Genomic DNA, 12600 nt, shown 5'->3' with positions numbered 1-12600 from the left:
ATCGACTCCTAGATACTCACCAGACCAGTGAAACCGAGGAACGCCAGCGACATCAGGCCGGCGGTCAGCATGGCAATGGCAGAACCCTGAAACGGTTTAGGCACATCGGCCACGGCAATGCGTTCGCGGATTGCGGCAAACAGCACCATCACCAGCGAGAAGCCCACGGCGGCTCCAAATCCGTACAGCGCGGACTCGGCCAGGCTGTTATCACGCTTGATGTTTAGCAGGGCAACACCCAGCACCGCGCAGTTGGTGGTAATCAGCGGCAGGAAGATACCCAGAACGCGGTACAACAGCGGGCTGGTCTTGCGGATGGCCATTTCGGTAAAGCCCACCACAACCGCAATCACCATGATAAAGCTGATGGTTTTCAGGTAGGTGAGATCCAGCGGGATCAGAATAAGGTTGTACACCAGGTAACTGCACACCGACGCCAGAGTCAGCACGAAGGTCGTTGCTGCCCCCATGCCGATGGCGGTCTCCAGTTTGTTGGACACACCCATAAACGGGCACAGTCCGAGAAACTGAACCAGTACAAAGTTGTTTACCAGAATGGTGCTTACCAGAATAAGCAGGTAGTCAGTCATCTATGGCTCCGCAGCACAGCCACTCAGGGTCTACATAAGAAATTTGGCCGCGCATTATCCCAAATCCCGGTTATTTCTCACAAGAAGGTTTGATAATGTTTTAATCACCGTTTGGAATAAGCATAGTCATTGTTACATCAGTCAGTGGTATCAGGCGCGTTATTGGCGGTTAAGAATAGCGGTTCGGGGAAATTCGGCGATGATTCCGGTCAAGAATATAACTGGATGCGACTATTTGAATGTTTTACCGAAACTTACGTCTATCTCTTTGACTGGTGGGGAAATATTGGCAAACTCAGAGGTCACAGTGGCCACACAAGGCACTGAAAACTAAAAATGGACTGCGCAGTGGTTAAAAAAACAACAACAATTTTCCGGCAATCATTGGGGCAACTGACACAGCGTACGGAAGCGGTTATTCGCTATGCAGCGTTGCCGGTTATTCTGTTAAGCGGTGCCAGTGCGCTGCTGAGCGGATGCGGTGAAGCCTGGAATAATCCGCATCCTGAGTCTGAGCAGGGACAGAATATTATTTATTCGTCATTCTCTGAGCGGCCAAAACACCTCGACCCTGCACGTTCCTACAGCTCTGATGAAGGGCGTTTTATTGATCAGATTTATGATCCACCGCTGGCCTATCACTATCTGCGCCGGCCGTATGAATTAATTCCGAATACCCTGACAAAAATGCCGGAAATTCGCTATCTCGCCGCCGATGGCCGTGAAGTGTCTGATAGCGACGCCGATGTGGCGTTCAGCGTTTATCAGTTTGAGCTGCAGCCGGGTATTCAGTATCAGCCTCATCCTGCGTTTGCTGTTAATGAGCAGGGCGAGTACCGCTACCGTTTTGATAACGCAACCGACAGCGCTGCTTATCAGAGCTTTGATGATTTCAGTGAAACAGGCAGTCGTGAACTGGTGGCTGCCGATTATGTTTATCAGATTAAACGTCTGGCCGACCCGACGCTGTTATCGCCAGTGCGTGGTTTGCTGAGTGAATACATCGTTGGCATGTCTGAATTTTCAGCAGCCGTGACCGAACAACGTAAAAATCTGCAGGCGGGTGAATGGCTGGATTTACGTGCCTTGCCGTTTGCCGGGCTGGAGGTACAGGACGATCACCATTTCAGTATTCGTCTGAAAGGCAAGTACCCGCAGTTTTCCTACTGGCTGGCATTCCACTTTTTCGCACCCATGCCGTGGGAGGCCGACGAGTTTTATCATCAGCCAGGCTTTGCTGATCGCAATATCGTGCTCGACTGGCATCCGATTGGTAGCGGCCCGTTTATGATGACGCGTAATGATCCTAATGAAGTGATCATTCTTGAGCGTAACCCGAATTACCGTAACGACTTTTATCCGCAGGATGGCGCCGATGGCGATCGTGAAGCCGGGCTGTTGCAGGCTGCTGGTCAGCGTCTGCCTCTGCTGGATAAAGCCGTGTATCGCCTCGAAAAAGAAGCCATTCCGCTGTGGACCAAGTTTTTGCAGGGCTATTACGACCGCTCGGGTATTTCCAGCGACAGCTTTGATCAGGCGGTGAAAATCAGTTCAGACGGTATTGGTCTGAGCGACGAAATGCGTGAAAAAGGCGTGACACTGGAAAAAGAAGTAGTGCTCGGCACCTATTACTTTGGCTTCAATATGCTTGATCCGGTGCTGGGTGATACCGGTACAGAGGAAGAGCGAGAGAAGAAACGCAAGCTGCGTCAGGCCATTGCCATTGCCTACGATCAGCAGGAAGCGATTAATATTTTCTACAACGGCCGGGGTGAAGTAGCCATGGGGCCGGTTCCACCGGGTATTTTTGGTTATCAGTCCGGAGAAGAGGGGATTAACCCGTCTGTTTTTGAATGGCAGCAGGACAAAGCCGTACGCCGGTCACTGGACGACGCGAAAAAATTGCTGATTGAAGCTGGCTATCCGCAAGGGCGTAATGCCGAAAGCGGTGAACCTCTGGTGCTGAATCTGGATACCACCACCGGTGGCGGTGGTAGCGCGATTCAGAACTGGATGATCAAGCAATTCAAAAAGCTTGGTATTCAGCTGAATATTCGCGGTACCGACTACAACCGCTTTAAAGACAAGATGTCGACCGGTAACGCGCAGATGTTCCAGTGGGGCTGGCTGGCCGATTATCCGGATGCTGAGAATTTTCTGTTTCTGCTGTACGGGCCTAATGGACAGGTGGTCAGTGGCGGCAGTGGCGTGAACTCGACGAATTACAACAATGCAGAGTACAACCGTCTGTTTGAATCCATGAAGCTGATGGAGAATTCGCCAGAGCGCATGGAAATTATCCGCCGGATGCTGGAAATCGTGCAGCGCGATATGCCATGGGCATCCGCCTGGCATCCGCATTCTTATGTGCTGAATAACCACTGGGTGCAGAATGCCCGTGCACACGGTATCAGTAAGAGCATTCTGAAATACCTGGATGTCGACGAGCAGGCCCGCGCGCAGGCACAGAATCAGTGGAATCAGCCGGTATTGTGGCCGCTGCTGCTGGTTGCCCTGTTACTGCTGGTGCTCGCTGTACCGGGCGTTATTGCCTTCCGTCGTCGCCAGCAGCGTCGCGTAATCACTGATCAGGGAGTACAGGGATGATCGCTTATATTTTACGGCGTCTGGCGTACGCGTTTCCGATTTTACTAGGCGTTAACCTGCTGACTTTTGCGCTGTTCTTTGTGGTTAATACGCCGGATCAGATGGCACGTGTACAGTTAGGTGATAAGCACGTTACCCAGGAAGCGGTAGAGCAGTGGAAAGCTCAGCGTGGCTACGATAAGCCGTTATTCATTAACAGTAATGAAGGCCAGAGCGCGCTGACGGATACCATTTTCTTTGAAAAGTCGCTCAGCTTATTCGTGTTCGACTTCGGTAAGTCCGATGAGGGGCGTGCCATTGGTGCCGATATTCAGCAGCGGATGTGGCCGTCGCTGGCGCTGGCACTGCCGACCTTTATTGTCGGTATTTCGGTCAACATCATTTTCGCGCTGTTTATCATTATGTTCCGCGCCAGTGTGTTTGACACCGCGGCCATGGTGTTCTGTGTTGCCCTGATGTCGATTTCCGGCGTGTTCTATATTTTTGCCGGTCAGTTTTTCTTTGCCAAAATGTGGCATCTGGTGCCGATTTCCGGCTACCTGCCCGGCATGGATGCCTGGAAGTTTCTGATACTGCCGGTGGTTATTGGTGTGGTGTCCGGTATTGGTGGTGGCACCCGTTTGTATCGCAGCCTGTTTCTGGAAGAAGCCAGCAAGGATTACGTGCGTACTGCCCGGGCCAAAGGGGTGTCTGAATTAACTGTGCTGTTCCGTCATATTCTGCCCAATGGTCTGATTCCGATTCTGACCAGTGTGGTGGTGGTGATTCCATCGCTGTTTATGGGGTCGCTGCTGATGGAATCGTTCTTTGGTATTCCGGGTCTTGGCAGTTATACGCTGGATGCGATTCAGGCGCAGGATTTTGCTGTGGTACGCAGCATGGTGTTCCTCGGTTCGGTGCTTTATATCGTTGGTCTTATCCTCACCGATATTTCCTATACCCTGGTTGATCCGCGAGTGAGGTTGTCATAATGAGTGAACTGATGATGGTAAAACCGGTTCTGCTCTGGAGTGACGTACTGGTGTATCTGCTGCTGGTCAGCATCATTCTGTTTTTCTGGCAGTTAAAGAAAAACCCGGTAGCAGCTGCACGCTGGGCGGCAGTGTTTGAAAGCCGTGCCGGGCTGGCATCTTTTGTCGTGATTGTTTTTTATCTGTTGATTGCACTGACTGACTCGCTGCATTTCCGTGAGCCGCTTGAGCAACTGGAAGGGCAGCAGGAGGTGCATCACAGTCAGGAAGTCAGCAGTGTGCTCGACTTGATTCTGGCAGATCTTAAAGCTCAGGATGAAACCACGTACTCCGAGCCGTTTGCGATTTATTCCTTCGCCAAGGAAAACATGCAGGATGCCGACGGCAATGTGTATCGTAATTTTCCACGCCTTAAAAATGCAGGCTCACACCTGAGCAGTGAATCTGAACTGGCGGGTGATATTGCTGCGCGCGCCGGGTCTGCTATTGCTGTCAGTGTTCTGATTGCCCTGGCTCTGTGTCTGCTGCACTACCGTTTATCCGGACGTCATTACCCACGCGTTCCCTGGCTCAGTGCTTACATCACCTTTTCGTTATTACTGGTTGCATCGGTAACGCTGCTGCAGCTGGGCAAGGTGTACCACGTGTTTGGTACCGATAAAGTTGGCGCCGATATTCTGTATCAGAGCATCAAAGCGGTTCGTACCGGTGTATTGATTGGTACGCTGGCCACCTTGCTGACATTGCCGTTGGCGGTAGTGCTGGGTATCAGTGCCGGCTATTTCAAAGGCTGGGTCGATGATGTTGTGCAGTATATTTACACCACTCTCAGCTCCATTCCCGGTATTCTGCTGATCGCCGCATCGGTGCTGCTGATCGATGTCTATATCGAAACTCATCCGGAAGATTTTAACCTGGTGGCGTATCGCGCCGATTTTAAATTCCTCGCGCTGTGCTTCATTCTTGGCATGACCAGCTGGACCGGATTATGTCGTTTACTGCGTGCCGAAACCCTGAAGGTCAGCCAGCTGGATTATGTGCAGGCTGCTCATGCCTTCGGGGTCAGCCATATGCGCGTTATTTTCCGCCATATTCTTCCCAATGTGATGCATATTATTCTGATTTCACTGGTGCTGGACTTTTCCGTGTTCGTGCTGGCTGAGGCGGTTTTGTCTTACATCGGTGTGGGGGTTGATCCATCGATGAAGAGCTGGGGCAATATGATTAACGAAGCGCGGGCCGAGCTGTCCCGTGATCCGGTTGTCTGGTGGTCTGTAGGGGCTGCCTTCATCATGATGTTTATTCTGGTGCTGGCGGCGAATCTGTTTTCTGATCGGGTGCGTGATGCACTGGACCCACGGGCACGCTGAGGGAGTCGTTAGTTATGGCATTGTTAACCGTCGAAAACCTCAGTGTGCAGTTGTTGCCTGGCCGGCATGACGATCAGCCACGCACACTGGTCGATAACATCAGTTTTACCCTGGACTCTGGTGAAATTCTGGCGCTGGTGGGGGAGAGTGGCTCGGGCAAGTCACTGACTTCGCTGGCACTCATGCGCCTGTTGCCCGAGGTGCTGGCTATTTCCTCCGGCGCCGTCACGCTGGGCGGCGACAATCTGTTCGCCCTGACTGAAAATGATATGAACCGCGTGCGTGGTAAGCGCATGGCAATGGTGTTTCAGGAGCCGCAAAGCTCCCTTAATCCGGTGCAGACTGTCGGGCAACAGATTGCTGAGGTTCTGAATCTGCATCATTCTTTGTCGGCTCAGCAAACGCAGCAGCGTGTTGTTGATCTGCTGCAGGAGGTTGGAATTCCTGACCCGCAGCAACGTGCTGGCTGGTATCCGCATCAGTTGTCCGGTGGCCAGAAGCAACGGGTAATGATCGCCATGGCGCTGGCCTGTGAACCGGAATTGCTGATTGCCGATGAGCCGACCACCGCGCTGGATGTAACTATCCAGAAACAGATTCTGACCCTGCTGAATGAACTGCGCCACAAGCGTCAGCTGGCGGTGCTGCTGATTACTCATGACATGGGTGTGGTGTCGGAAATGGCCGACCGTGTGGCGGTGATGCGCCACGGCAAGATTGTTGAGCAAGCTCCGGCACAGGATTTCTTTCACGCGCCGAAACACGAATACAGCCGTATGCTGATTCATTCATTACCGGATCGCAGTCACTTTCTGGCGTCACCGACGCAAGCTGCGCTGCTGGAATTAACCGATATCAAAGTGTGGTTCCCGATTCGCAAAGGCATTCTGCAGCGGGTAGCGGATTACACCCGCGCGGTGGATGGTATTTCACTGAGCATTGGTCGTGGTGAAACACTGGCGCTGGTGGGCGAAAGTGGTTCGGGTAAATCCACTGCCGGACGAGCGATCCTTGGTCTGGAGGCGCTGGCCGGTGGTTCGGTATCGTTCGATGGTCAGCGTATAGATGGCTTGAGCCGCACACAATTTCTGCCATTGCGTAAGCGCATTCAGGTCATTTTTCAGGACCCGTTTTCGTCGATGAATCCACGTATGAGCGTACGCGAGATTTTATCGGAGGGCATGGTGTCGCTCGGTGTGCAGGTTGCTGACCCTGAAGCTGAAATGCGGGCCTTACTGCAGAAAGTTGGTCTGGAGGCTGATCATCTTGATCGCTATCCGCACGAATTTTCCGGCGGACAGCGTCAGCGCCTGGCCATTGCCCGTGCTATTGCGGTTAAACCCGAGCTGATTATCTGCGATGAACCGACCAGTGCGCTGGATGTGTCAATTCGCTTGCAGGTACTGAATTTGCTGAAAGACTTGCAGCAGGAGCTCGGCTTGTCTTATCTGTTTATTACCCATGATCTGTCGATTATTCCGCATATTGCTCACCGCATTGCGGTTATGAAAAACGGTAAGATTCTGGAGCAGGGAACGGCTCAGCAGGTTATTGAACAACCGCAACACGAATACACCCGTGCTTTGCTGGAGGCTGTACCCGCAATGGCCTGATCAGGAGGATCGGTATGCGTAGTCTGTTAGCCATTGTTTTTTCCGGCCTGATGTTCACTGCTCAGGCCGGACAACCGTTAAAGCTGGATACAACCCTGTCAGCACCTTACCAGGTGATGGTCAATGGCGAGCTATCCGGTTTATCGGTTTCTATTCTGCGCTGCGTGTTCGCTGAAATGCAGCAACCCTATGAGTTTTCGCTATTGCCCTGGGTAAGGGCAGTAGAGGATCTCAAGCAGGGGCATACCGATGGTATCTTTACTGCCATGCCGGCATCGACACTGCGTCATACCGCAGAAATGTCGGACCCTTTCGCACTGGAAAAATGGTACTGGTTCAGCCTTCCGGGGCGTTCTTTGCCGGAAGACCCGGCACAATGGGTTGTGGGTGGTATCCGCTCCAGCAATCAGGTGTCGTGGCTGGCTGAAAACCGTATTCCGGTAAATGCCGTGGTGAATGACCTTGAGCAGCTGATCAGGCTCTTAATGGGCAAGCGGATCGATGGTTTTCTTGCGGATGAACGGGTTGTAGCCGAAGCGCTGAAAGTGATGGGTGTTGCTGGCGACGCTCTGGATAAACGCTTTTCGCGTTATATGCCGCTGGGTATCTATTTTTCACGTGAGTTTTTGCAACATCGTCCGGGCTTTCTCCACGACTTTAATGGCCATATGGATGTCTGTGCGCCGCAATCAATGGCGTTAAATGGCATTGAACAGCGTGAGGTTGAGACCCTGCTGCGCGACAGAATCATGCCGCAACTGAATACGCTGGATCTCAGCGGTGTGCTGGCAAAAGCCAATCACCGTCATCGTAACTACAGCGAAGCTGACGTTCATCGGCTTGATGCTGAGTGGGTCAGGGCGGTTAAGGATGATCAGCAATCACGCCTGGTTCTGCAGGTGACTGGGCATCCGCTGGCGGATATATTTCGCCAGCTGGAAGATGAATCGGATGCCTTGTATGGCGAGATTTTTCTTGCCGACCGTTACGGCATGAACGTAGCTGCATCACAACCTACGTCTGATTATTATCAGGCGGACGAGTCGCTTTATCAGCGCGCAGTATCGTCAGACGGAAAGCCGGTGATGGGCCCGATTCGTTATGATGCTTCCAGTCGTCGTTTTCAGGTTCAGGTGGCCTGGTCGCTGCCTGCGGAAGAGGGGCATGCCGGTGTGATTGTCGTCGGACTTAATGTCGAGGAAGCGTTGCGAAAAGTGCAACCAGAGCAGAGAAGAGGTGCTCAATGACCAGGTATGTAGCGCAGCTTGGGCTGCCGATCTGCCACGCGCTGCTGATCCGGGATAACGATCTTAATCTGTTAACGGTAGATCTGTTTGATGATCAGGCGTCGTGTGAGCAGGCGCTCAATGGCCTGCTGGAGCAGGGCGCGCAGCCATCTTCGCTGCCAGAGCCCATTGCTAAGCTTTACGTTGAATTCTTTCAGGGAGCCCCCAGCTCCATCGACCGCCTCAACCTGCAGGGCACGGACTTTCAGCGGCGGGTATGGGCGACGATTGCCAGTATTCCTGCCGGGGAAGTGCGCAGTTACAGTGAACTGGCGGCCATGCTGGGTCAGCCAACGGCTGCGCGGGCTGTGGCCAGTGCCTGTGCGCGTAATACGCTGGCACTGCTGGTGCCGTGTCATCGAGTGGTTCCCGCCAGCGGCGGTGTTGGCCAGTATCGCTGGGGAAGCGCGTTAAAGGAGCGGCTGCTGCGATACGAAGCCGGGTTAAAGGCCCTCTGATCTGTCAGTGGAAATTCAGCGTGTGGGGCGTACAATTCCGGCCTGATTTCATCCATCGTTTTTCGGATTACAGGTCCCGTGTCGTGCTAATGAACGGGGGCTAAGGAGTTCCAAGTGACTGATATTTCCCGCTCTCAGGTAGAAGCCGCGTTGTCTGGCTACTGCGACCCTTACCTTGAACAAGACCTGCTTTCGGCAGGCTGTGTGCGCGATATTGCGCTGGATGGCAACCGCGTTACTGTCAGCATCCATATGGATTACCCGTCGGAATTTCTTAAGGGCGGCGTGGCTCAGCTTCTGCAGACGGCAATTGAAAATATTGATGGCTGCGAAGGCGCAGAGGTGAATATCAGCTGGGCGGTTGAGCCGGTTCGTCATCACAGTGAACTGGAAGCGATTGCCGGCGTTAAAAACATTATTGCCGTTGCCTCGGGCAAAGGTGGTGTGGGTAAATCCACCACTTCGGTAAACCTGGCGCTGGCGCTGGCCAAAGACGGCGCCAAAGTCGGCCTGCTGGATGCTGATATCTACGGCCCGAGCCAGGGCATTATGCTGGGCATTGAAGATGGCACTCGTCCTGAAACCATTGACGATAAGTGGTTTGTTCCGATTGAAGCGCATGGCATCAAAAGCATGTCCATGGCCTATCTGGTAACGGAAAGCACGCCGATGGTGTGGCGTGGCCCTATGGTTGCCGGTGCTCTTATGCAGATTATGACGCAAACCCAGTGGGGTGAGCTGGACTATCTGGTGATTGATATGCCACCGGGCACCGGTGACATTCAGCTGACTCTGAGTCAGAAATTCCCGGTATCCGGTGCTGTGATTGTGACTACGCCACAGGATATCGCGCTGGCGGATGCGAAGAAGGGTGTCGAGATGTTCCGTAAAGTGAATATCCCGGTGCTGGGTATGATCGAAAATATGAGCATGCACATCTGCTCAAACTGCGGGCATGCTGAACATATCTTTGGTGAAGACGGCGCCGAGCGTCTGGCCGAAACCTACAACACCACAGTGCTGGGTTCGCTGCCGTTATCCAAATACATCCGTGAAATGGCTGACGAAGGTACACCCGTGGTGGCTGCTGATGACTGCTCTGAGGTGTCCATGATGTACCGTCATGCCGCTCGCCGACTGGCAGTAGAGCTGGCGCGCCTGGCGGCGGCTTCCGGCGGCGCCTTACCTGAGATTCAGATCAGCGACGAATGATCCATCAGAGCAGGTGCTGTGATCTTTGATCACTTATTTGCAATGTCTGGTCATTTACCTGATGCTGGCAAACGGTAAACTGAGATCATTATCCAATATGCCGGGGTGGCGTTGTTTACCCCGGCATATTTATAACAACAGATGACACAACCCGTGAGATCGCAACCATGAGCAAGTATTCCCACATTCTGGAGCCGCTGGACCTGGGCTTCACTACCCTGAAAAACCGCGTAATGATGGGCTCTATGCACACCGGTCTGGAAGACCGTCCGTGGCACTTCAGTGAACTGGCTGAATATTTTGCTGAGCGCGCCCGTGGTGGTGTTGGTCTGCTGGTAACCGGTGGTTTTGCTCCGAACCGTCGCGGTGATCTGCTGCCATTCGGCTCGAAAATGATCAGCAGCTGGCAGGTGCCTTTTCACAAGAAAGTGACCAATGCCGTACACGAAAATGACTCTAAGATTCTGTTACAGATTCTGCACGCTGGTCGTTACGGTTACACCCCGTTTAACGTAGCGCCTTCTGCAATTCAGGCACCGATTAACCCGTTCAAGCCAAAAGAGCTGAGCACGCGCGACATCTACAAAACCATTGATCAGTACACTCGCGCTGCCAAACTGGCACAGAAAGCGGGCTATGACGGTGTAGAAGTTATGGGCTCCGAGGGTTACTTCATCACTCAGATGATCAACAAACGCACCAATCAGCGTACAGATGAATGGGGCGGTTCTTATGAAAACCGTATCCGCTTCCCGCTGGAAGTTGTACGTAAAATGCGTGCTGCAGTTGGTGAAAAATTCATCATCATGTTCCGTCTGTCGATGCTGGACCTGGTGGAAGAAGCCTCCGACATGGAAGAAGTGCTGATTCTGGCGAAAGAGCTGGAAAAAGCTGGCGTTACTCTGATTAACACCGGTATTGGCTGGCACGAAGCGCGTGTTCCTACCATTGTGACTTCGGTACCACGCGCAGCCTTTGCTGACGTAACGGCCAAGGTTAAAGCCGCCGTTAACGTACCGGTTGTAGCGTCTAACCGTATTAACATGCCGGACACTGCCGAAGAGATTCTGTCCACCGGTAAAGCCGACATGGTCTCTATGGCTCGTCCTCTGCTGGCTGATCCGTATTGGGTTAAGAAAGTAGAAGAAGACCGCGCCGACGAAATTAACACCTGTATCGCCTGTAACCAGGCGTGTCTGGATCACACCTTCGAAAACAAGCGTGCCTCCTGTCTGGTGAACCCACGTGCCTGTAACGAAACCACACTGGTATACAACAAGGTATCTTCTGCGAAGAAAGTCGCTGTTGTTGGCGCAGGTCCTGCGGGTCTGGCTTGTGCAGTGGTTGCTGCAGAGCGTGGTCACAACGTGACTCTGTTCGAAGGCCGTAATGAAATTGGTGGTCAGTTTAACTACGCCTCTAAAATTCCTGGCAAAGAAGAATTTAAGGAAACCATCCGTTACTTCAACGCCATGATCAAAAAGCACAACATCGATCTGAAACTGGGTCATCGTGTCAACGTTGACGAGCTGAAAGCCGGTGGCTTTGACGAGGTGGTGGTAGCGACCGGTGTTGAACCGCGTGTACCGGGTATTCCAGGCGTTGACAGCGATAAGGTACTGACTTACCAGGAAGTGCTGGATAAAGAACTGCAACTGGGTAAAAACGTTGCCGTACTGGGTGCTGGTGGTATCGGTTTCGATATCAGCGAATACCTGACTCACGAAGGTGAATCCACAACGCTGAATGTGGATGCCTGGATGAAAGAATGGGGCGTTGATATTACCAATACCAATCGCGGTGGTCTGGCTAAAGCCGAAATTCACCCATCCCCACGTAAAGTGGTGATGATGCAGCGTAAGCAGTCTTCTCAGGGTAAAGGTCTGAACAAAACCACTGGTTGGGTTCACCGTGCCATGATGAAGATGAAAGGCGTAGAACAGATCAGCGGTGTGTCTTACGACAAGATCGACGAGCAGGGTCTGCACATCACCATCACCAAAGGTGAAGAAAGCACTCAACGCGTCATTGAAGCCGACAACATCGTACTCTGTACAGGTCAGGTTTCAGTGAACGAACTGTACGAAACCCTGAAGGCGGATGAGAGCAAAGGCTTTAACCTGCACCTGGTTGGCGGCGCTGAATTTGCCGGTGAACTGGACGCTAAGCGTGCCATTAAACTGGCCAGCGAGCTGGCAGCCAGGCTGTAAGAATTATCTTTCAGGTAAACGAGAAAACGCCGCTTTATGCGGCGTTTTTTTTATTGATGATCGCTTAGTTAGTATGGTTCTCAGAATCAGTTTTTACAGTCGCTAGTGGCAGCTTAAGTGGTTGTCGTACAGCAATATGCACGTGATAAAGTGGCCCCTTGTGGCACTGCTGTCCCACAAATTTGTATTTGAACTTTTGTGAGATATTCCAGGCCCCTTGTCCTCATAGAGGGGCCTTCCGAAACGTCGGACCGCCCCTCTCGCCGGACGGGCTATCTCCCCT

9 protein-coding genes are annotated in these 12600 nt (G+C 52.6%); 8 read left to right on the top strand and 1 reads right to left on the bottom strand.

Features of this window, described 5'->3' with window-relative positions; translation table 11 throughout:
• Nucleotides 1-8 precede the first annotated feature (8 nt).
• Nucleotides 9-590 (bottom strand): electron transport complex subunit RsxA, encoded by a 582-nt coding sequence (rsxA, locus tag I9W95_RS16745; protein ID WP_225676972.1) that lies wholly within the window; start codon nucleotides 588-590, stop codon nucleotides 9-11.
• Nucleotides 591-938: 348 nt separating this feature from the next.
• Here rsxA and I9W95_RS16740 point away from each other — a divergent pair, with 348 nt between their 5' ends.
• The 8 genes from I9W95_RS16740 to I9W95_RS16705 all read left to right on the top strand — a co-directional run bounded on the left by I9W95_RS16740 (nucleotide 939) and on the right by I9W95_RS16705 (nucleotide 12317).
• Nucleotides 939-3197 (top strand): ABC transporter substrate-binding protein, encoded by a 2259-nt coding sequence (locus I9W95_RS16740; protein WP_225676970.1) that lies wholly within the window; start codon nucleotides 939-941, stop codon nucleotides 3195-3197.
• Nucleotides 3194-4168 carry an ABC transporter permease gene (locus I9W95_RS16735; protein ID WP_225676968.1) on the top strand — a complete coding sequence of 325 codons (975 nt, stop codon included), beginning with the start codon at nucleotides 3194-3196 and terminating at the stop codon, nucleotides 4166-4168. The genes I9W95_RS16740 and I9W95_RS16735 overlap by 4 nt, the downstream gene beginning before the upstream one ends.
• Nucleotides 4168-5538 carry an ABC transporter permease gene (locus I9W95_RS16730; protein WP_225676966.1) on the top strand — a complete coding sequence of 457 codons (1371 nt, stop codon included), beginning with the start codon at nucleotides 4168-4170 and terminating at the stop codon, nucleotides 5536-5538. Before I9W95_RS16735 ends, I9W95_RS16730 begins: the two co-directional genes overlap by 1 nt.
• Nucleotides 5539-5552: 14 nt before the next feature.
• Nucleotides 5553-7151, top strand: coding sequence for an ABC transporter ATP-binding protein (locus I9W95_RS16725; protein ID WP_225676964.1), 1599 nt, complete (start codon nucleotides 5553-5555; stop codon nucleotides 7149-7151).
• 14 nt (nucleotides 7152-7165) lie between these two features.
• On the top strand, nucleotides 7166-8398 hold the full coding sequence (locus I9W95_RS16720) for a substrate-binding periplasmic protein (RefSeq protein ID WP_225676962.1): 1233 nt from the start codon (nucleotides 7166-7168) through the stop codon (nucleotides 8396-8398).
• Nucleotides 8395-8895, top strand: a complete 501-nt coding sequence (locus I9W95_RS16715; protein ID WP_225676960.1) for a methylated-DNA--[protein]-cysteine S-methyltransferase — start codon at nucleotides 8395-8397, stop codon at nucleotides 8893-8895. The genes I9W95_RS16720 and I9W95_RS16715 overlap by 4 nt, the downstream gene beginning before the upstream one ends.
• A 114-nt stretch (nucleotides 8896-9009) precedes the next feature.
• Nucleotides 9010-10107: an iron-sulfur cluster carrier protein ApbC gene (gene apbC, locus I9W95_RS16710; protein WP_225676958.1), complete on the top strand. Its 1098-nt coding sequence runs from the start codon at nucleotides 9010-9012 to the stop codon at nucleotides 10105-10107.
• Between the two features lie 167 nt (nucleotides 10108-10274).
• Complete coding sequence (locus I9W95_RS16705) at nucleotides 10275-12317, top strand: NADPH-dependent 2,4-dienoyl-CoA reductase (protein ID WP_225676956.1); 2043 nt, start codon at nucleotides 10275-10277, stop codon at nucleotides 12315-12317.
• Nucleotides 12318-12600: the final 283 nt, after the last annotated feature.

It is taken from the genome of Thalassolituus marinus (assembly GCF_020320395.1).
Lineage (GTDB): Bacteria > Pseudomonadota > Gammaproteobacteria > Pseudomonadales > Oceanobacteraceae > Venatoribacter > Venatoribacter marinus.
This window is presented reverse-complemented; position numbering and strand designations above follow the sequence as displayed.